Source organism: Paenibacillus baekrokdamisoli (assembly GCF_003945345.1).
GTDB classification, from domain to species: Bacteria; Bacillota; Bacilli; order Paenibacillales; family Paenibacillaceae; genus Paenibacillus_Z; species Paenibacillus_Z baekrokdamisoli.
The window spans coordinates 6,815,001-6,835,260 of sequence record NZ_AP019308.1 but is presented as its reverse complement, the minus strand read 5'-3'; the positions used below and the strand labels follow the sequence as shown (position 1 = coordinate 6,835,260).

Annotated in this window: 18 protein-coding genes, 16 tRNA genes and 1 rRNA gene (1 of these 35 running past the window's edge); 1 reads left to right on the top strand and 34 read right to left on the bottom strand. The window is 45.3% G+C overall.

Annotation, left to right across the window (positions count from 1 at the left end; translation table 11 throughout):
• Positions 1-17 precede the first annotated feature (17 nt).
• A complete protein-coding gene (mobB, locus tag EKN16_RS30185; protein ID WP_164523054.1) occupies positions 18-554 on the top strand; it encodes a molybdopterin-guanine dinucleotide biosynthesis protein B in 537 nt (178 codons plus the stop codon).
• Positions 555-664: 110 nt separating this feature from the next.
• Here the strand turns inward: mobB and EKN16_RS30180 are convergent, their stop codons facing one another.
• The 34 genes from EKN16_RS30180 to EKN16_RS30020 all read right to left on the bottom strand — a co-directional run.
• Entirely contained in the window at positions 665-1,342 is a 678-nt protein-coding gene (locus EKN16_RS30180) for a response regulator transcription factor (protein ID WP_179955574.1), read from the bottom strand.
• A 20-nt stretch (positions 1,343-1,362) separates the two neighbouring features.
• A complete protein-coding gene (locus EKN16_RS30175; RefSeq protein WP_232016093.1) occupies positions 1,363-2,442 on the bottom strand; it encodes a sensor histidine kinase in 1,080 nt (359 codons plus the stop codon).
• A 129-nt stretch (positions 2,443-2,571) separates the two neighbouring features.
• Positions 2,572-3,279: a PspA/IM30 family protein gene (locus tag EKN16_RS30170; RefSeq protein ID WP_125665102.1), complete on the bottom strand. Its 708-nt coding sequence runs from the start codon at positions 3,277-3,279 to the stop codon at positions 2,572-2,574.
• Positions 3,280-3,281: 2 nt separating this feature from the next.
• Positions 3,282-3,785, bottom strand: a complete 504-nt coding sequence (locus EKN16_RS30165; protein WP_125665100.1) for a PspC domain-containing protein — start codon at positions 3,783-3,785, stop codon at positions 3,282-3,284.
• A complete protein-coding gene (locus EKN16_RS30160) occupies positions 3,782-4,480 on the bottom strand; it encodes a PspA/IM30 family protein (RefSeq protein WP_125665098.1) in 699 nt (232 codons plus the stop codon). Before EKN16_RS30160 ends, EKN16_RS30165 begins: the two co-directional genes overlap by 4 nt.
• 59 nt (positions 4,481-4,539) lie before the next feature.
• On the bottom strand, positions 4,540-4,830 hold the full coding sequence (locus EKN16_RS30155) for a LiaF transmembrane domain-containing protein (protein WP_125665096.1): 291 nt from the start codon (positions 4,828-4,830) through the stop codon (positions 4,540-4,542).
• Positions 4,831-5,184: 354 nt separating this feature from the next.
• Positions 5,185-6,768, bottom strand: a complete 1,584-nt coding sequence (locus EKN16_RS30150) for an ABC transporter substrate-binding protein (protein WP_125665094.1) — start codon at positions 6,766-6,768, stop codon at positions 5,185-5,187.
• A gap of 83 nt (positions 6,769-6,851) precedes the next feature.
• The gene (locus EKN16_RS30145; protein ID WP_125665092.1) at positions 6,852-7,775 is read right to left on the bottom strand and encodes a carbohydrate ABC transporter permease; all 924 of its coding nucleotides are present in this window, start codon (positions 7,773-7,775) and stop codon (positions 6,852-6,854) included.
• 84 nt (positions 7,776-7,859) lie between these two features.
• Positions 7,860-8,837 (bottom strand): ABC transporter permease, encoded by a 978-nt coding sequence (locus tag EKN16_RS30140; protein WP_232016092.1) that lies wholly within the window; start codon positions 8,835-8,837, stop codon positions 7,860-7,862.
• 152 nt (positions 8,838-8,989) lie between these two features.
• A complete protein-coding gene (locus EKN16_RS30135; protein WP_125665090.1) occupies positions 8,990-10,591 on the bottom strand; it encodes a helix-turn-helix domain-containing protein in 1,602 nt (533 codons plus the stop codon).
• Positions 10,584-12,371, bottom strand: coding sequence for a sensor histidine kinase (locus tag EKN16_RS30130; RefSeq protein WP_125665088.1), 1,788 nt, complete (start codon positions 12,369-12,371; stop codon positions 10,584-10,586). Before EKN16_RS30130 ends, EKN16_RS30135 begins: the two co-directional genes overlap by 8 nt.
• A gap of 407 nt (positions 12,372-12,778) precedes the next feature.
• Positions 12,779-13,543 (bottom strand): DUF4352 domain-containing protein, encoded by a 765-nt coding sequence (locus EKN16_RS30125; RefSeq protein ID WP_125665086.1) that lies wholly within the window; start codon positions 13,541-13,543, stop codon positions 12,779-12,781.
• A gap of 1,148 nt (positions 13,544-14,691) precedes the next feature.
• Positions 14,692-15,453: an SDR family NAD(P)-dependent oxidoreductase gene (locus EKN16_RS30120; RefSeq protein ID WP_125665084.1), complete on the bottom strand. Its 762-nt coding sequence runs from the start codon at positions 15,451-15,453 to the stop codon at positions 14,692-14,694.
• A gap of 18 nt (positions 15,454-15,471) precedes the next feature.
• Entirely contained in the window at positions 15,472-15,615 is a 144-nt protein-coding gene (locus EKN16_RS32565) for a hypothetical protein (RefSeq protein ID WP_164523053.1), read from the bottom strand.
• Entirely contained in the window at positions 15,612-15,815 is a 204-nt protein-coding gene (locus EKN16_RS33320; protein ID WP_221226844.1) for a TIM barrel protein, read from the bottom strand. Before EKN16_RS33320 ends, EKN16_RS32565 begins: the two co-directional genes overlap by 4 nt.
• Before the next feature lie 42 nt (positions 15,816-15,857).
• On the bottom strand, positions 15,858-16,199 hold the full coding sequence (locus EKN16_RS30110; protein WP_125665080.1) for an apurinic/apyrimidinic endonuclease family protein: 342 nt from the start codon (positions 16,197-16,199) through the stop codon (positions 15,858-15,860).
• A 124-nt stretch (positions 16,200-16,323) separates the two neighbouring features.
• Entirely contained in the window at positions 16,324-16,767 is a 444-nt protein-coding gene (locus EKN16_RS30105) for a Gfo/Idh/MocA family oxidoreductase (protein WP_331852358.1), read from the bottom strand.
• A 523-nt stretch (positions 16,768-17,290) separates the two neighbouring features.
• Positions 17,291-17,372 (bottom strand) — tRNA-Leu (locus EKN16_RS30100).
• A gap of 9 nt (positions 17,373-17,381) precedes the next feature.
• A tRNA-Arg gene (locus tag EKN16_RS30095) sits at positions 17,382-17,458 on the bottom strand.
• A 16-nt stretch (positions 17,459-17,474) separates the two neighbouring features.
• Positions 17,475-17,548, bottom strand: a tRNA-Cys gene (locus tag EKN16_RS30090).
• A gap of 18 nt (positions 17,549-17,566) precedes the next feature.
• Positions 17,567-17,641 (bottom strand) — tRNA-Gly (locus EKN16_RS30085).
• A 6-nt stretch (positions 17,642-17,647) separates the two neighbouring features.
• Positions 17,648-17,721: transfer RNA gene (locus tag EKN16_RS30080), tRNA-Gln, on the bottom strand.
• Positions 17,722-17,749: 28 nt separating this feature from the next.
• Positions 17,750-17,825: transfer RNA gene (locus tag EKN16_RS30075), tRNA-His, on the bottom strand.
• 18 nt (positions 17,826-17,843) lie between these two features.
• Positions 17,844-17,917 (bottom strand) — tRNA-Trp (locus tag EKN16_RS30070).
• Positions 17,918-17,928: 11 nt separating this feature from the next.
• A tRNA-Tyr gene (locus EKN16_RS30065) sits at positions 17,929-18,013 on the bottom strand.
• A 4-nt stretch (positions 18,014-18,017) separates the two neighbouring features.
• Positions 18,018-18,093 (bottom strand) — tRNA-Thr (locus EKN16_RS30060).
• A gap of 20 nt (positions 18,094-18,113) precedes the next feature.
• Positions 18,114-18,189 (bottom strand) — tRNA-Phe (locus EKN16_RS30055).
• 20 nt (positions 18,190-18,209) lie between these two features.
• A tRNA-Asp gene (locus EKN16_RS30050) sits at positions 18,210-18,286 on the bottom strand.
• Positions 18,287-18,319: 33 nt separating this feature from the next.
• Positions 18,320-18,396: transfer RNA gene (locus EKN16_RS30045), tRNA-Met, on the bottom strand.
• A 27-nt stretch (positions 18,397-18,423) separates the two neighbouring features.
• A tRNA-Val gene (locus EKN16_RS30040) sits at positions 18,424-18,499 on the bottom strand.
• An 83-nt stretch (positions 18,500-18,582) separates the two neighbouring features.
• Positions 18,583-18,657: transfer RNA gene (locus tag EKN16_RS30035), tRNA-Glu, on the bottom strand.
• Positions 18,658-18,663: 6 nt separating this feature from the next.
• A tRNA-Ser gene (locus EKN16_RS30030) sits at positions 18,664-18,754 on the bottom strand.
• A gap of 3 nt (positions 18,755-18,757) precedes the next feature.
• Positions 18,758-18,833, bottom strand: a tRNA-Asn gene (locus tag EKN16_RS30025).
• A gap of 125 nt (positions 18,834-18,958) precedes the next feature.
• Positions 18,959-20,260 (bottom strand): 23S ribosomal RNA (locus tag EKN16_RS30020); it runs 1,629 nt beyond the window's last position.

Below are 20,260 nucleotides of genomic sequence, written 5' to 3'. Positions count from 1 at the left end.
AAGGAGCCAGCTATCCTTTGGAATCCTCTTTCCCTCTCCCACATCCGATCGTTCTGCAGCTTGTTGGCTACAAGAACAGTGGCAAAACGACGCTGATAATCGACCTCATACGCCGATTGAAGCAGGATGGCTATTCCGTCGGAACCGCAAAGCATGATGCCCATCACTATCAAATGGATTACCCTGGTACAGATAGCTGGAAGCATCAAGAAGCTGGAGCAGATGTGACTGCCATCACTTCAGCCAATCAAAGTACAATCCTTCGGAGCTTTTCCGAGTCATTACCTGCACTGCTCAAGCAAATGAACGAGGTTCATATCGTATTAGTGGAAGGCTTCAAGCAGGAATCCTATCCTAAGCTAATCCTTATTCGCTCAGAAGAAGACTTCACGCTGCTAGAGGTAGTTAGTAACCCAATCGCGGTAATTGTATGGCCTCAAGCATGGGCAGCCTGGCACACAGCAAATAAGGCAGGAGATTCCTATCCACTTCCATGCTTTGCAATTAGCAGCACGAACGAAATTTATGCTTTTCTTTCTTCTCATTTCTTTTGAATCCTTCTTTTCCCAAGCCTCACGCTCCATGCTCATAAAACGACAATAAGCCGCCTCAGCTTACACCGAGGACGGCTTCTAATAGGGATCACGATGAGCTAGTTGCCAGCTCATTCTGCTATTCCATGCTTATGGGCATAGATGGCTGCTTGTGTACGATCATCTACACCAAGCTTTGCGAATATATTCGTAACATGAAATTTAACGGTCTTGATACCAATAAACAGCTCTTCCGCTACCTCTTGGTTGGACTGTCCCTTTGCTACGCATTTGAGCACGTCCATTTCCCGCTCTGTTAACTGATCATGAAGCGGTTTAACTGTCTCGGCCTTTGGCTGCCTGAAGCGATTCATCATCTTCGCCGCCACCTGCGATTCCAGTACCGATTGTCCCCGTGCTGCTGCACGGATTGCATCAGCTATTTCAGTTGCACGTGATGTTTTCAACAAATAGCTAAACGCACCCGCTTCAATAACTGGATACATTTTATTATCATCTAAGTAACTGGTCAGCACGATAACCTTGCATTCCGGGTACAGCTCCAGTAATTTACGAGTAGTCTCGATACCATCCATGCCATCCATAACCAAATCCATCAGAACAACATCCGGTTTGTATGCCTGGGCAAGACGAATCCCTTCCATTCCGTTACTCGCTTCCCCAACTACTTCGATGCCATCCTCCGTATTTAATACCGCCGCCAAACCAATTCGAACCATCTCGTGATCATCCACGAGTAAAACCTTAATAAACTGATCGACCGATTCCTTTGTTTCAATCGCTCCCATCTCGCGCGATCCCCTCCTTCTTAAACCGTTGCAGGTATCCATAGATCTATAATAACACCTTGACCCTGTGAAGTAATAAGCTGCATGGTGCCGCCTAGTTCATTCACTCGCTCTTCCATCGTAAGCAGGCCATAGGAAGTTTGTCTTTTCGATTCCAAATCAAAGCCGACCCCATTATCTTGAAAGGTTAGCCTTACGTATTTATCCGCTTGCTGCAAATGAATTTTCAATCGATCTGCTTTTGAGTGACGAAGTGTATTGGATAATGCCTCCTGCGCAATACGGAACAAATGATCTTCGGCAGCCGGATTAAGCTTAATGGTAGGATCAACCTGAAGAGAAATATCCATCGGTACCTTTTGCTTGAGCTCCTCAATCAGACTATTCAGCGCCTGACCTAGATTCTTGCCATCCAGATGTACAGGACGCAGGTGAAGTAATAACGCACGCATTTCCGATTGGGCTACAGAAGCCATCTCTTCAATAAGTTGAACCTGACGTTTAGCCCGCTCCCAATCCTTCTCAAGTGTTCGACTAACCGCTGTAGCCGTCATTGATATAGCAAAGAGCTGTTGGCTAACGGCATCGTGAAGCTCACGCGCAAGCCGCTGACGCTCTTCGATAACAGCTGAGAATCGAACCTTCTCCGTCCATGCCTCATCCTCTTCCGTGAAGCTAACCGGAGCTGCCTCCGTCTCCCCATCGATAGCTGGCAGCGTAACTCGCTGTCTCTTGCGTCGTTGTTGATCGGTCAATCGCTTTATTGCGGCACGAAGCTTCAAACCCTGTAAATAGCTATATGCTGCCGCTGACACAAGAGCAACAGCAATGACAGATAATACAATGGCAGCTGATTTACTCTGTAGGGCAAATAACTTCACATAGCCCGTTCCTTGCATAACAAGAACGATAAGCCCAAGGATAACAAGCAGCCACAGCACAGTCTCCGCTGCATTACCTCTTTTCTCAGGATTACCCGGAGGACCTCCGCGTTCTATTCGATATGCCGAAGCAGCTACACGCTCCGCCCCCTCCGTCTCTGAATGATTCGACCGATTGACGGTCGCCTCATCCGAGGATGGAGACGATTTGTCAGCCATTGTATGTATCTCCTCTCTATCTCTCATAAAAACAAGCCAGCGGCCGATACCTACTATCTAGGCATCGACCGTATTGGCTTAACCATACGTAATTCCGTCGTTACTTTATACTTTCTTCATTGAAGAACATTATTCCTGCTCTTTTGTTAAAGAAGGAGAAGGAGGGTTCAATTTGTTTTTTAGTGCCTGAAGCTGCTCTTCTACTTTCAGTTGCTTGGACGGATCAACCGTACCTACTGAAGATGAACCATTATAGCTGCTGCCATAAGGAACGCGCGCTACTTCCGCTTCTGCTTCAAGCTGCATAATTTTCTCTTCCATCCGGCTAAAGCCGCGTGAGGCATGGCCGCTCTCAATAGAATTAACTACGGTTGCTTGAGCCATTTGCTTTTTCGCTTTGGCCATTTGAGCACGAGCAGCAAGCTCATTACGCTTGTTACGGAGCTGGTAAAACTCATCCTTCATACCGTGAAGCTGCTGTAACAGCTCTTCTGCTTGTGATTTAGCACCCGCATACAGATCCGTATACTCCGCAGTCTTTTGATCGAAGAATATCTTCTCTTCAAGAAGCTTACGTGCATGCTCATCCTGACCAGCGCGGATAGCTGATTCAGCCTTAGCCTCACGGTCGACTCCTCCGCGTACAGATTCATCCAAACGCTGCTTCATGCGGCGCTCACTAGCCATTTGCTTAGCTACCGTCAGCTCGGCTTGATGGATTTCGGCCTCCATGTCACGCAGATATTGATTTAGCATTACCACCGGATCTTCCATTTTATCTAACAGCTCATGCAGAGACGCTTTCGTCATATCTTTCATCCGTTTGAATATACTCATTTTTATAAATCTCCCTTCTCATGTTTAGCTAGTTTGGCACGAAGCTCTTCAACTTCTTTACGTAATGCTTTTTTCTCCAAGTCATCCATCATAGCATCAATATTCGACGCCGGCGGCGCTGGCTGCTGCTGCCAGTTAGTTGGACCAGCAGTTGCTCCAGGGCCAGGCGGGTTTGTGTAAGGACCACCGAAACCTTGGCTAGGGTTGGAATGAGAACCATATGGATTACTATTGCTCCAGTTACCATTTCCGCTATAACCACCAGGACCAAAGCCATTTGGATTATAACCACCTGGACCAGGACCGTATCCACCGAAAGGATTAGATTCCTTAGGAACCACCAGGCCTGCAAGGATATAGACCAAGATTAATGCCCCGCTTGAGAATACGGTTAGAACGATCAGAAGAATCCGAAGCAGCGTCGCATCGACATTAAGCATCTCGGCTAGTCCGCCGCATAAACCAAATAGCTTTCTGTCGCGGCGTGACCGATACAGTTTCTTCATGATGATTTCCATCCTTCCTGCTGCAATTTGCGTTTTAATTGTTCCATTTCACGTTCAATGACAGATTGTACAGCTTCTCCTGCACCAAGTATGAAGGATTGACCGGCTTTACGAAGATCACGTAAGCTGCGGGCCTCAAGCTCCATATCGCTGATGCGATCCTCCAACCTACGGAACATACCGTCAGGCTGCTGACCGGATTGTGGGCCTGCAGCACCTCCTCCAGCATACCGTGCATTCATGCGCTGCTGCAATCGAAGGGATTCCATCCGTGCAGCGTAGTATTCGCGTTTGTCATATACCGCTTGATATTCACTGCGAAGCTCTCGCAGCTGTTCTTCCAAATCCTGTACATTTTGCTGTGTTTGCTCGTAAAGCTCTCGATATTGTGTTGAGCGCTCCTCACTTGCAGCTTTATCATGAAGCGCAATACGAGCGACCTGTTCTTCTCCAGCCTTTAGAGCCGTTAATGCTTGCTGTTCTCGCTTATCCTTCAATTGCTCCGCTTGGAGCCATTGCATTTTTAGATGATTACCGTGTGTCACATATTGCTGATACAAACGCTCGGCTTGGATGATTTCCTCCCTAGTTGACCATAGGAACTGATCAATCAGCTTAACAGGATCTTCTGCTTTCTCCAACCGTTCATTCAGCGTCGCAACTGTAATGTCGCGTACTCGCTTGATGATACTCATCGATAAACCTCCTTCATACAATCTGTTACCTTTTTCAACTTATAGGCGGCTAAGTATAATTATACACGTCTTTGACCTTTAAACATCGATACGCCCCAGAGGATTAGGCCGATTGCTAGCAGAAGAGCAATGATTCCAGCTAGTTTACCAAGCAGCATAATTGCGCCGACTGCCACCAGAATTCCGCCGATAACTTTAGAGTTGTTCTTAAGGCCGATCGCCCCAAGACCGATGAAGATGAAAGGCATTACTAATCCAATAAGCCAACCAAGGTGAATACCTAGAAAGTTCATCACCATCAAACCACCAACGACAACTAATAAAGCGCCAAGTGCAGATTTTCCATTCATTATTTGTGTCACCGCCTTTCTATTCCATAGTTTGTATTAGTTTGATTGATTTGCTTGCGACTGAAGTTGTTCATCGCTTCCTTATGTACTTATTGTAGGTGTTTCTGAAGTATTTCAAAACGGACTCGCGACGGTTTTTGATCCTAGACCTCAGTCGGGGAAGAGACCCTTCCATAGACTGAACGTGGTGATAATATAGGTAAATAGCGGGATTTCCCCTCAGAAATACCACTGCAGCACGTGCTTTATCGCCTTCAATGAATGGTCTACATACAACAAACAAGGTCCCACCCGTAAATAACGGAAGGACCTTGTTCTTCTTCACTAACAATAATACGAAACTCATTCGAATGATTAACCCTTTTTTGCCAAATACTCATCCAGCTGCTTCTGTTTCTCTTGTATAATCTTATCCTGACCAGCTGCCTTCAATTTCTCTGCATACTGGGGAATTACTTTATCAGGATCTACTGAACCGGTTTCAAGCGGATTACGGAACTCACGCAGTACGCTTTGAATAGCGCCAACTTCCGTTTTTACCTGGTCACCGTTGAATACGAATCCAAGACCTGTGGAGAGATGTGCACCTTGGTTGAAAGCCTTGAACTGCTCCCATTTGTCAGCCGGTTCCGTATCCCACAGATAGTTCAGGAATTGATTACCGAACATCCAGTTCGTTCCCGGAGCAAAGTCTTTCGTCTTATCTGTTGCTTTGATCACATGGTCGTTGACCTTCGTATAGTTAACACCTTCAATACCAAAGTTCATCAGGTTATTAACAATCGGGTCCGTATGAAGTAGAGCAATGAACATCATGGCGCGCTCCGGATCTGCGGAAGTCGATGAAATAGCAAGCATAGAGCCTGCTGTTTCCGAAGTCGATACCGTTTTTTCATTCATTTCAATTTGTGCCAATTTACCTGGAAGACCTACCGATCCAGCTACTTCTTCCGCTTTACCTGGTTTTAGCGGCGAAGGAATAGCAAATACATTTCCAGCCTTCATGGCATCCGTGGAACCAACCTGCGTAGTTGCTGCATCCGTATTAATCAGCTTTTTCAAATACATATCACGTGTTACCTTAAGTGTTTGTTTGTAAATATCAAGCTCATAGATCGGCTTCACGACCTTGTCATCCACATTCTTAAGGATAACGCCTGGAACTGTGATATCACCTAGTGGATCATAATTAGAGAAATAGTGAGAAGCGAAGTTTTCACCATCACGCAGGAACAATGGAATCATATCAGGCTTCTTAGCTTTAACCGTTTCAAGAATAGGAATAAGATCAGAAATCGTTTTAACTTTAGTCATATCCAGACCTAGCTCTTCAGCGATATCTTTGCGATAAAGAATACCTCCTTGTGAGGCAAGCTCTTTCGTTGTTGGTACACCATAATTTTTACCGTCGATTTTGGACCCTGCAAGGAAGGCTGGATCCTGATAATCTACTATTGGTTTACCTGCTGTTTTCAACAAATCATCAATAGGAAGGAACGCACCTTTTGCAACGTTCTGCGTATAACGATCCCACTGTGCCGTGAAGAAAATATCAATTTTATCACGGCCTGCAATCATCAGATTGGACTTGTCATTCCATGGACCCCAACCAATTGGCATCAGATCAACCGTTGCATTGATCTTCTCAGTCAAATATTTATTAAGTGCCGCTTCAACTGCCGCTTCGTCTTTTTGTGAACCATCAGCGCTTGGATACGTGATTTTAATTACATAAGGCTTAAGCTTAGAAGCTGAATCATCTGTCTTTGTTGTGTCGTTCGTCCCTTTGCCGGTCTCTGCATTCGTTTTTGTATCTGTATTCGTTTCTTTCGTTCCACTGTCGTTGACTGATTTGTTGCTTCCACAAGCAGCCATTACCGCAGACATAGCAAGAATTAAGATAAGCTTTAGGGTTGCGCTTTTTCTCATACGTTTCATTGGTGGACCTCCCATTTCGTCATTTTATCTATGCTCAATCGGTTGGCTTTTACCGATTATAGCCTGTATGGATCAACCTGTAACTAACCTTTAACCGCACCTACAGTAAGACCTTTTACAAAATATTTCTGAAAGAAAGGATAAGCGAACACGATTGGACCAATACCGATGACGACCATAGCCATCCGTACCGTTTCACTAGGGAATGTCAGCACAGCACCAGCGCTCTGAACCTCTCCTGCTTTTTGCGATAAATACTGAATGCTGAGCATCGTCTTATACATTAAATATTGAATCGTAATATTTTTATCGCCTGAGATGAACACTAGACTGAGGAACCAATCATTCCAATAGTTGAGTGTGTTGAATAATGCGATCGTTGCAAGTACAGGCAGAGAAAGCGGCATTACGATCTGCATGAATATTCTAAGCTCACCCGCTCCATCTATTTTAGCTGATTCCAGCACAGCATTAGGAATTGTGGTTTGGAAGAATGTTCGCATAATCAGTACAAAGAATGCACTTACGAGCAGCGGCATAATTAATGACCAAGTCGTGTCCTTTAAGTCCAGCAGTTGCACATATACGAGATACCAAGGGACTAGACCGCCATTGAACAGCATCGTGAAGAATATCAGAAAACTGAAAAATTTACGATGTGGAAAATCGGTCTTCGAAATCGGATAAGCATACAATGCCATGATGAGTAACCCAAGAACCGTTCCGACAACTGTAACCAGAATGGAGATTCCATAGGATCGAGCAATCTGTTCCCAATCCATGAAGAGGAATCGATAAGCTTCGAAACTGAAAGAGGAAGGAATAATCTTGTAACCCTCTCTTAGTACCGTCTTCTCATCAGAGAAAGAAACGATAATGACCAATAATACTGGGAAAATACAAGCTGCTGAATATAGAATAAAGAACAATTTAATGGACCAATCGAATATTGGCGATAATTTATTGTGCGGATTCGCATCCGTATTTACATGTTCCGTCGTTTCCATCCTTGAACCTCCTGAAACTTTTCTACACTTCCTGTTTCAAACCGGCTACGTCAGTAGAAAATCACTTTTGCCCAGCAGTTTTACCTAGAAGAGAGCATTATCCTTGTTAACTCGACGTACAATCCAGTTCGAAAGAAGAACGAGTATGAAGCCGACCAGAGATTGATAAAGTCCTGCTGCAGAAGAAAGACCAATGTCTCCGACGGCAAGGAACGTTCGATATACATAAGTATCAATTACGTTCGTTACCGAGAAGATCATTCCTGACTCGCGGGGCACCTGGTAGAACAAGCCGAAATCTGCGAAGAAGATACGCCCAATTTGCAGTAAAGTCATTGTAATCATGACAGGTGCAATCATCGGTATTGTAATGCCTTTAAACTGCTGCCATTTACTCGCTCCGTCAATGGTAGCAGCTTCGTAGTATTCATCATCAATGCCGATAATAGCTGCCATATAGATGACCGTATAATAGCCCATGCTTTTCCAAGTGCTGACAAGTGGGATAATATAGGGCCATACCTTCTTCTCCATATAGAACTGGATAGCATCCAGATGAAACCATGGGAATATCGTTGTATTAATGAACCCGTGTGACTCATCCAAGAATGCGAAGACGAGATAGCTGATAACGACCATGGATAAGAAGTAAGGGAGAAACATAATGGATTGATGAAACTTTGCCATAAACCGATTTTTTATCTCATTCAGCATGATGGCGAACATAACAGGTATAGCGAGGTTCAGTACGATAAACAGGGCGTTATAGGCAATTGTGTTGCGCGTAATGATCCATGCATCCGACGTTTTGAATAGATATTTAAAATTATCAAAGCCTACCCATGGGCTGCCAAGTACACCGTCGGTATAGTTAATGTTCTTGAAAGCTACGATAATGCCCAGCATAGGAATATAATTATTAAGAACAAGCAGAACAATTGCTGGGAGCATCATTACATAAAATATCCAGTATCTTCGAACATTCGTTATAAACTTCATACGGGGCCGATCCGGAATTTTTGGCTTGACGGAGACGGTTAAGCCTGTCGGTTGAGCTGCCATTTACTAGTTCCTCCTCATACAAGTCCTGAAGCCTACTTGGTTCAAATCCGCTGGCTTCACTTTTTTGCGATTTCTCTCTTGTCTTTATTGTAAAAAAAACAGCACCGACTATCTATCGGCACTGTGACTTCCTTAACACTATTATGACCTCTTCAATTCATGTCCTGATATTGTCGACGATACTCCTGCGGGGTTAGGCCTGTAGCCCTTTTGAATAGCTTGGAAAAGTGAGAAAAGTTCGTATACCCTATTTCAACAGCAATATCGCTAATCTTATGGTTTGCCTTGGTCAGCTGGTGCTTCGCTTTATTAATCCGCAAATCCACCATGTAGTCGGTTAAGGAGCCTCCTGTTTCCTTACGGAATAGCCTGGATAGGTAAGCAGAGTTCAAATAAACGTGATCGGCTATATCCTCCCTCGTAAAATCCTCTGCCAGATGCTCCTCTATATACTGCTGGACCTTATGCACAACCTGCGATACATCCTTACCATTTCCTTGTATGTAAACGACAGCCTGCGTGATGAATTGTATCGTCCATCCTTGCAGCTTAGCGAGTGACTTAACCGCTTGCTCTGCTTCCTTCCACTCCACAAAAGGCAGAAGTTCTCCTACAACTAGGGACTTCTTCTGAAGGGCACTCAGAACCACATTCACAACGCCATAATAAAACGACAATAGAAAAGCGTGATCTACCTTCTCACTCTTGATCCGCTCGAAGCATTCCTCTACTCGCTGGAGAAGCTCATTCTTTTTCCCGAATTCCAGCAATGCACTCCAGTCTGCTAGTTGAGGGATAATCGTTGAAGATCCATCCGTCTGTTTAAAATCATACTGGAACCACACCGAACCGCTGACGCTTACGTTATTGCGCTCCAACTCCATCAGCAATTGAGTTTGGGTACGAATATTCCTCACACTACTGGGTTTGCCTACATAACAGGAAATCGTTGCATATAAATAAATTTCGCATTTACGAATGAATTCCTCACATCGTCTATTGAGCTCTAAATCAGTAAGTGTTGACTCGTACAGCAGTGCGTAGAGTACGCCATTACTATCCTGAATCACATGTCCGGGATGATCATGAAGCAGCAGCTCTTCAGCAGCATTTTTGACAGCATACGTCATTATTTCTTCATCTCGTGCTGTCCACTCCTCCTTCCACTGCTCAATACTGAGCAGTATCGTTTGGATAGCCCCCTCTGCCTGAAGCGGGATATTATAAAGAGATAGAGCTGGCTCCAGTTGCTCAACAGTAGAAGGTATTCGAAGAGATAATACATCCTGCCAGAATCGTTCGACAAGAATCGGCAGCTGCTTATTCCATTGCTCATAATAGTAGGTATAGGTTTGAGTGAACGCTTCCTGCTCTTCAAGTCGACGCAAACGTTCTATTGCATCAACAACACGAGCCTTCAGCATTTGATGATCAATTGGTTTCAACAGATAATCAAAGCTCTCTAACTGAACAGCCTGCTGGGCGTACTTAAAGTCTGCATGGCCAGTTAAAAAGATAGTTATCGTTTTCGTTGAATGTTGGTTCACCCATTCCAATAAATCAATACCCGTTTGTAAAGGCATGTCGATATCCGAAATTAGAATATGGATGCTTTGATCCACGAACATACTCTTGGCTTCTTCAACATCATATGCCTTATGGAAACTTGCAATCGGCAAATCCGACCAGTCAATGCCTTCAATTATGCCACGAATCGCAATCTCTTCATCGTCAACGACGAGCATGTTATACATCCTGCTTTCCTTCCTCCCCTTCCGCACCCGCCTTAACATTTACCATTTCTGACCAGTGGAAGAATCGAAATGTAACAATAGCACCACTTCCATTCGCCTGATTATCAAATTCAATCTCTGCCTTATCCCCATAGCGAAGTTTAAGCCTATGTATAACGTTCACTATGCCTAAACGACTTGACTGTGCTTCAGACAGCGGTCTATTGGACTGAAGATCCTCCAATACCTCTTGCACAAATCCAATCCCATTGTCACTCACTTTTATGATCAACGTACCCTCTTCTGTTTGCACACCTTCAATGGATATCCGGAAAATCTGTCTTCGATTTTTAAATCCATGCAAAATTGAATTTTCTACGACGGGCTGAATAGTCAGTGCAGGGATTAGTAAGGAGAATGCCTCATCGGGTATATCAATCTCCACATCTAATTTGTCTGGAAAACGTAATTTTTGAATATCGATATAATTACGAATATGATTAATTTCCTCACCGAGGGAGATCGTATCTCGATTGGCCGTCATGATGAAGCGGAAGTAATCCGCTAGATGAAGCGACATTTTCTTAACCGATTCCGTATCCTTAAGAGCCGCAAAATTATAAATGATATTTAAACTGTTCATATAAAAATGCGGATTGATCTGTGCCTGCAGCTGTTTCATCTCACTCTTCTGAACCCGCAGCTGTTCCTCATACACGCCTATCTTCAACGTTTCAATCTGCCCGGCCATCTGATTAAATGTATTCGCCAGAAAATTAAATTCAACACTTCCCTGTGACTGAAGTCGAATCCCCAGCATACCCAGCGAGATTTTCTTCATCCCGATTATAATCTCGGCTAGCGGCTTAAACATAATCCCCCTCATGAAGAATAAATAACCCATTAGCAAGATAAGGAACCCGAGGGGCACAAAGTAAGTCGCCTTCTGAAAGAACAGTAAGCTCTTAAGCAGTGTCTTCTCGGGTATTGTGACCACATAGGTCATCGGGGCCATCGTGCTGTTTTGGCTCATGATCAAATAACTTTCATCACTGACCTTATCTTTGACAGTTTGGTAGGCCTCGTTGGATAAATCAAAATCAGTCAACGCAATCGCAGGCTCCTTAGTCGACAGAGGCTGCAGAAGCTTCGTACCTGCACTTCGATATAACGAACTTTCTCCAATATCGCCATCTGCCCATTGATAGCCAAGAGGCACCACAATGTCACTTAACTTGATGATAGCTCCAACATAAAAGCCTTCAGTCACTCGGAAAGTAGTGACAAGGAAGTAACCACCCTGGACTCTCTCATCGTACCAAAGGATCCATCCTGATAATTCATCCCCGCTAACAGCCCCAGCCTTTATTACATCCTTCACATTATCTTGTACAACCTTCTGCATCTTTCCATAATCCGATACGGTCCCAATAATTTCATCATTCTCATGATAAAGAAAAATCGTATCGATTATGCTATAAAATCCGACATCTCGATTGATTTTATTGTTAATTCTTACTTTCGTAAGAACATAGGTATCGCTGCCATAGGGATAAGAAGTTAATATGCCGACATCCGAATCCAGAACAGCCATTTTGTAAAGATAGCTATTTATTTCCTTCATGTAACTATCTGTCTGCTTAACAAAAATATCGAGCGTATTTCGATAGGTCTGTGATACCTTCTCCCTAACAACTTCCTTTGCATAAAGATTATTAATCATCATAAAAACAACAAGAGGAAGCATAATCGCGATAAAGCCAATAATGAGCTTGTTCTTTAAAGATTGGATGATCCTCAACGACCCTGCTCCCCCTACTTAACAACTAGTTCCTCTACCTCACATAAATAAATGACTTCATCCTTGCATTCTTAGATAAGGCTAACCATCAGATTTCTATCAACACTAACTAAAATGTTAGCGTTCTCATATATAAGCAAGAAATCGTTCTCTAACTATACATACATAAAGTTCGTTTAGTCAATAAATTTACATTTTTGTACAGTTAATATATGTAAGATAAAATACAAAAATACAATTCAAAAAAATCCTGAAGTCAACTGACTTCAGGATTTTATTCGGGTGCCGCCGAGAGGACGCGAACCTCGACGATTCACTTTTTGCGTCGCGCTAGCGTAGTCCAATCTGCTTTTCGTTGATATGAAAAAGTTATAGTTATGCTCATTCTCACTGAGCGAATCTATCATCTACTTCTTCTTAAGCGCGATTTGACCTTGCTCAGTACCCCAATAGCCGGTTTGAACGTTCAACATTAGGTTATTAGCTGTAGACACTTCGGTAGGGATATCGAACGCTACCTTAGCCGTGTAAGTGATCCCTGGATTGATCTTTTGGAGAAACATGCTATGTTTGCCGTTGACATAAAAATCAGCTACAGCGTCAGCCTCATACTCTACGTCACCTACAACCAATTTGAAAAATGAGCTATTCGTCGTGATCGCTTTCTTTTCACCATTCTTAAGCGTAACATCGACGATCAGATATGTGCCAGAAGCTGTTTGGGACATGAATTTGTCACCAATAGTTTGTTTTGTTTGTATGCTGTTGACTCTAAAAAGGTCATCCCCTACTTGAAGCGTATCTCCTATCTTTGCTATCTTCGCTTCTTCCTCAGCTTTCGCCTTGGCATCCGCATCTGCTTTAGCTTTGATGTCTGCCTTCACTTTTGCGTCAGCATCCGCCTTAGCCTTCGCTTTAGCCTCAGCCTTCTCCCTAGCTTTGGTATCTGCCTTCACTTTTGCGTCAGCATCAGATACTACAGCTCCTGTAGTCGCGGTATCCGATCCACCGATTGTACCGCCTACACCCAAAACAACGAGTCCCATGAGAGCGAACAAAAGTGTTTTCTTACGAGAGAAGTTGCGCGTCCATTTCAGCATCTTTGGATTGATCGACAAGACTAAGAATACGATAATCGCTAGAAAACCAATTAAAGCTAAAAATGTACCCACTGTCGTAAAACCCCCTTTTTTGTAAGTTCCTGCTTTATTATAGGATAAATTACCCAAAAAAAGATAGTGATTATTACTAGTTTCGGTTCAATACTAAAATAAGTGCTTGATAAATGCGAAGCATGGTGCATAGAAGGCCGCTTTGCTGCCGGATCATTCTTAAGGGTCGCTGTTGTCTCCCTATTTCTTGATTCTATACCTTAGAGGTAGAAATAAGGAGACAAAGGCGAACGCTATTGCTTATTCAGAACGATTCCGTCCGCTTCACTTTTTTTTCGTGATGGCTAGCACTGATTATGGTATAGAGCACTAGTTAGTGCGTCCTTAGTATTTTTAATGACTTTTACATACGCTTCGATAGTAAGTAGATATTTCTTTTCAAGCAAAGAAAAAGCCACTGACTTACCGTCAGCGGCGCATAATTCCGTTTTGACCTTTTCTCATTATCCTCTTATCTGCAATCTATTTTCCGCTAAGCGAGTCTCTAGCTCGCTCCAGTTTGCGGTTATTCGCCCCACACAGTTCCGCAGTCATTTCCATAGTTCCGTCAGACAGTGACCTGCAGCCCGTATACAGTCGGCTCGAAGTGAATTCCCAGAGCTAGTGTACAGGGAATGCGTTCTGCGATGAGTTTCATTCAGCTCTTCGGCAATAATCTATCTGTCCCTAAAGAAAGATGGTTTCCATGATATTCCATTCCATACATCCGACTGGAATCAATAAAGGCAAATACTCATGTATTTTTTCTCACTGCTCTGAACAGTTAACACATGAGGAGTTGGATGAGTGTTTGACTCGGTTGCAACTTGGAGTTCATATTCAAGGGGGGCTCCTCCAAGCTCCTGAACCTATTGGAGTCATGAGCTGATTGATGCTGCTGATTTACTCAAGAAAATGTCGGAGAATAAAGAACAAATATTTCTTTGTTCTTATGAGGATTTATCTGATTTTGTAATCCCAATAGTCCACATCACCCGCCCGTAATGAATCCCGCTTAATAAATATATTGTTAATGACAAGAGTAACTGCTTGAGCGCATCCAGACTCATGTAAAGCCAGCGACAGTCATATCCTCGGATTTCTCATACCCTACCAGCTCCTATGTGTTAATCTCCGTCAATTTTTCAAAAGAAATACACTATGTCGTTCTAGATCGCAGGCATTATATTTCCGCCACAGACAGGAATATAGGCGCCCGTAATAAATCCAGCCAGGTCCGAAGCCAAGAACGCCACCGTGTTAGCGATATCTTGGTCCTCCCCCCTTCTCCTCAGAGGGACTCCTGCCTCGTATTCCGAACGCTGCACCGTACCGTTCTTTCTATCCCGGTCGCTGATGGTCCACCCAGGTGCTACTTGATTCACGGTGATCTGATGTTCGCCAACTTCCTTGGCCAACACGCGGTACAAACCATCCATGCCTCGTTTACCCGCTACATATGCGGATTGATTAGAGTTGTTCAGCATTGAGCATTCCGTGTTGATGCCAATGATTCTCCCGTATTTCCGATCTATCATCCCCGGGACAAATGCTTTGGCCAAATATACATTTTGCAAGATGCAGGACTGGAATTGACTCTCGTAATCTTGCGGCGACTGATTCAAGATTGTCGTCCATTCATACTGAATGACCGCATTAGCCACTACGATGTCGATTTTCTCCATGGCGTGTTCCGCCTGTTCTTTCATCCGAAAAACGGATTGTTCATTTGTTATATCCGCCTGGACCATAACGGCCTGTACGCCGAGCTTCTCCGTCTCCTCTTTCAATTGCTTGGCTTTAGCTTCATTCTGGAGATAATGAATGACCAAGTTAGCCCCGCAATTCGCCAACGTCCTAGCCATAACCCTGCCTAGCTCTCCCGTGGCCCCGGTAATTAGCACTGTTCGGCCAGACAAATCAATATGCATGGAAATCCCCTCCGATTCTTAATCTTGCAGCCACACACGCAAATCCGCTGTCGTCCTGAGGATATCATCCCTCTGCTCATCGCCCGATATTTCACGCTCGATGACAAATTCACCATTAAACCCCAAAGCCTTAAGCTTACGAATGAATACCGGGAAGTTCACTTTCCCTTCCCCAGCTCTAACTTCCTCCCCCTGTTGCCATCCGTAGGGTATAGACCATCCTTCACGTGTACATTGCGTACATATTGTCCGATCGTATCCAGCGCATCAATAGGATTGCCTTTGCCGTACAGAATTAAATTCGCCGGATCCAAATTAATTCCGAGATTGGAGGTTCCTACCCTTTCAATCGTGCGAAGCAGTACGATCGGGGTCTCTTGTCCGGTTTCAAACCAAAACCCAATTCACAGCTGTTCGCAATAAAGCGCTACTTCACGAATTGCCTCAACAACACCCGGATAAGCCGGATCAGTCAAGTTCTCAGGAATGAATCCGCAGTGTGTAATAATGGCAGGAGCGTGAACCCATACTGCAAAATCCGCCCACTTCTTAAGCGCGTCAATCCGTTCCGCGCGATACTCTTCTGGCACAAGACCAAGGGTAACCGGCCCTCCCGTAAAGTTCCATTCCGCCGGTCTAGGGACTCCCGCCCATACCGCGCACACGCGCACATTCGCGGCTTTCGCATCCCTGACTACGCGTTCCGCTATTTCTGGGGTGCACTGCCCGATATCCCATCCGCACAATTGGCATACTTTAAAGCCGTAATCGCTGACATTCTAAAACAAATTTCCCTGATCGCCCGAATTCAGCGTAAGGATCACTCCGATTTCCATAATCTTAACCTCACTTTCTTCACAAATAACCAGATTAATGTGCTGATAAAAGAACAAATGCCCCGGATTGGAGTGCAGATTCTCTCTCCGCTTCCGCAATTTGCAGCGTAATCAACGAATCTTCAGGCTTGGAAATTTCAATATTCCCGTTGCTTAACAGCTTATTTGCAAAATATTTAATTTCCCGGTAGTATCCATGATCTCCTGAATGCTCGTACACCCAAGCTCTACCGTCCTTCGGATATATAGTCAAGCGGTTTTCCTTAAAGACTAAAGTCGCAGTCTCCGCATGCACGCGGTAGCTCATCTCGAACCCTACATCGCCCTGGAGGGACAAGTCCGCTTGCGCGTTAATGATTTTCCCGTCGGGATATCTGTAATGCGCGGACACAATGTCAAAACGCTCAGTGCTCAAAGCCGAGCCCCCCTGAGGCTTGCCGAACAGCCAATATATCATATCCACATCATGTGAAATCATTCTTAATAAGTTAAATAGTACAGCAACTTCGAAATATAAGATTTAGCTTATATATCGTAAAATTTGCATTCGTGCTTGCATTTTAGGCCGTTTTTTTTATGCTTATTAGAAGGTTGATTATCGAGCCGCGTTTATTAGTATAAACAGAGATATGGGGCGGGACATATGGAATACAAACCTTACAAACCCATCGAATATATTGTTGTCAGCAGCCTTGTGTCTTATTATTACTTCGAGCTATCAAAACGGCATCTTACCCTGGCGAGAAGCATGATTTCTGGGAGATCGTCTACCTGGACAAAGGTGAGGTCGAGGCTGAAACGGATACTGACCTCTATCTTTTAAAGCAGTGGGATATCGCTTTCCATAGCACGAATGAGTATCATCGTCTGCGAAGCACAGTTACCAACGCCCCCAAGGTAGTACGCGGTTAGTTTTTTTGCAATATAGTATAAAACGCAAAAACGCCGACTGCACATAGTGTACAATCGACGTTTATATTTGTGAAAATTAGAGTTTATTGTGGTGCCGGCGAGAGGACTCGAACCTCCACGGTTTCCCTCACGATTTTGAGTCGCGCGCGTCTGCCATTCCGCCACGCCGGCATGTTATAATGGCGCGCCCTAAGAGATTCGAACTCCTGACCTTTTGATTCGTAGTCAAACGCTCTATCCAGCTGAGCTAAGGGCGCAGATTATTTAAGGTTGTGGAGGCGCCACCCAGATTCGAACTGGGGGTAAAGCTTTTGCAGAGCTCTGCCTTACCACTTGGCTATGGCGCCAAAATGAGAAAAAAAAGATGGAGCGGAAGACGGGAATCGAACCCGCGACCCTCGCCTTGGCAAGGCGATGCTCTACCGCTGAGCCACTTCCGCACATAATGGCTGGGGATCTAGGATTCGAACCTAGGTTGACGGAGTCAAAGTCCGTTGCCTTACCGCTTGGCTAATCCCCAATTATGTAACTACTTTTTTTAGTTTTTATGGGGCGATCGACGGGACTTGAACCCGCGAATGCCGGATCCACAAACCGGTGCGTTAACCCCTTCGCCACGACCGCCATAAAAAGGTATTCAGTTGGCAGGGGCAGCAGGAATTGAACCCACACCAACGGTTTTGGAGACCGTTGTTCTACCCTTAAACTATGCCCCTAAATAAAAAACTGGTGGAGGATGATGGATTCGAACCACCGAACTCGATGAGAGCAGATTTACAGTCTGCCGTGTTTAGCCACTTCACTAATCCTCCATGATGGTGCCGGCGAGAGGAGTCGAACCCCCGACCTACTGATTACAAGTCAGTTGCTCTACCAACTGAGCTACACCGGCATATTCAATTGATGCAAAAATGGTGGCTCGGGACGGAATCGAACCGCCGACACGAGGATTTTCAGTCCTCTGCTCTACCGACTGAGCTACCGAGCCGTTTGAGCAATTTGGTTAAATGGCGGAGCTGACGGGATTCGAACCCGCGGTCTCCTGCGTGACAGGCAGGCATGTTGGGCCACTACACCACAGCTCCACATTGTTCAATTGAATCATGTCCAAAATTAATTGGTTGCGGGGGCAGGATTTGAACCTGCGGCCTTCGGGTTATGAGCCCGACGAGCTACCGGGCTGCTCCACCCCGCGTCATTATAAGTAAATCTAAAGTTGTTATGGTGGAGGCTGACGGGATCGAACCGCCGACCCTCTGCTTGTAAGGCAGATGCTCTCCCAGCTGAGCTAAGCCTCCATATTGTTGAGCGACAAGTAATACTATAACTCATTTACCATACTCATTGCAAGTCTTTTTTTATCTTTTTTTTCAAAAGAATTTGGTGACCCGTAGGGGACTCGAACCCCTGTTACCTCCGTGAAAGGGAGGTGTCTTAACCACTTGACCAACGGGCCTTATACTGGCGGAGAGAGAGGGATTCGAACCCTCGAGGCGCGATTAACACCTACACGATTTCCAATCGTGCTCCTTCGACCACTCGGACACCTCTCCAGATGGCTCCCCGAACAGGACTCGAACCTGTGACAACTCGATTAACAGTCGAGTGCTCTACCAACTGAGCTATCAGGGAACAATATACATCAGGTTATTACACCTTAAAAACTGGATACGAACATTTGCGAAATGTTGTCTTAGCTTATGTTAGCTGTTACACGTAAGTCCCGAAGCCTTGCTCTCACCAATGGTGAGAAGCGGTAGGATAAGCCCTCGACCGATTAGTATTCGTCAGCTGCATGCATTGCTGCACTTCCACCTCGAACCTATCAACCTAGTCGTCTTCTAGGGGTCTTACTAAATTGGGAAATCTCATCTTGAGGGGGGCTTCACGCTTAGATGCTTTCAGCGCTTATCCCGTCCGCACGTAGCTACCCAGCTATGCTCCTGGCGGAACAACTGGTACACCAGCGGTGCGTCCATCCCGGTCCTCTCGTACTAAGGACAGCTCCTCTCAAATTTCCTGCGCCCACGACAGATAGGGACCGAACTGTCTCACGACGTTCTGAACCCAGCTCGCGTACCGCTTTAATGGGCGAACAGCCCAACCCTTGGGACCTACTTCAGCCCCAGGATGCGATGAGCCGACATCGAGGTGCCAAACCTCCCCGTCGATGTGGACTCTTGGGGGAGATAAGCCTGTTATCCCCAGGGTAGCTTTTATCCGTTGAGCGATGGCCCTTCCATGCGGTACCACCGGATCACTAAGCCCGACTTTCGTCCCTGCTCGACTTGTAGGTCTCGCAGTCAAGCTCCCTTATGCCTTTACACGCTACGAATGATTTCCAACCATTCTGAGGGAACCTTTGGGCGCCTCCGTTACTCTTTAGGAGGCGACCGCCCCAGTCAAACTGCCCACCTGACACGGTCCCTGTACCGGATTACGGTACCAGGTTAGAACTCCGATACGATCAGGGTGGTATCCCAACGGTGCCTCCACCGAAGCTGGCGCTCCGGTTTCTTAGGCTCCCACCTATCCTGTACAGATCGTACCAAAGTCCAATATCAAGCTGCAGTAAAGCTCCATGGGGTCTTTCCGTCTTGTCGCGGGTAACCTGCATCTTCACAGGTATTAAAATTTCACCGGATCTCTCGTTGAGACAGCGCCCAAGTCGTTACGCCATTCGTGCGGGTCAGAATTTACCTGACAAGGAATTTCGCTACCTTAGGACCGTTATAGTTACGGCCGCCGTTTACTGGGGCTTCAGTTCATAGCTTCGCCTTGCGGCTAACCACTCCCCTTAACCTTCCAGCACCGGGCAGGCGTCAGCCCGTATACTTCGCCTTACGGCTTCGCACAGACCTGTGTTTTTGCTAAACAGTCGCTTGGGCCTTTTCACTGCGGCCCCCTCGGGCTATTCACCCTACCGAGGCACCTCTTCTCCCGAAGTTACGAGGTCATTTTGCCGAGTTCCTTAACGAGAGTTCTTCCGAGCGCCTTAGCATACTCTGCTCGCCTACCTGTGTCGGTTTGCGGTACGGGCACCTTCACCTGGCTAGAGG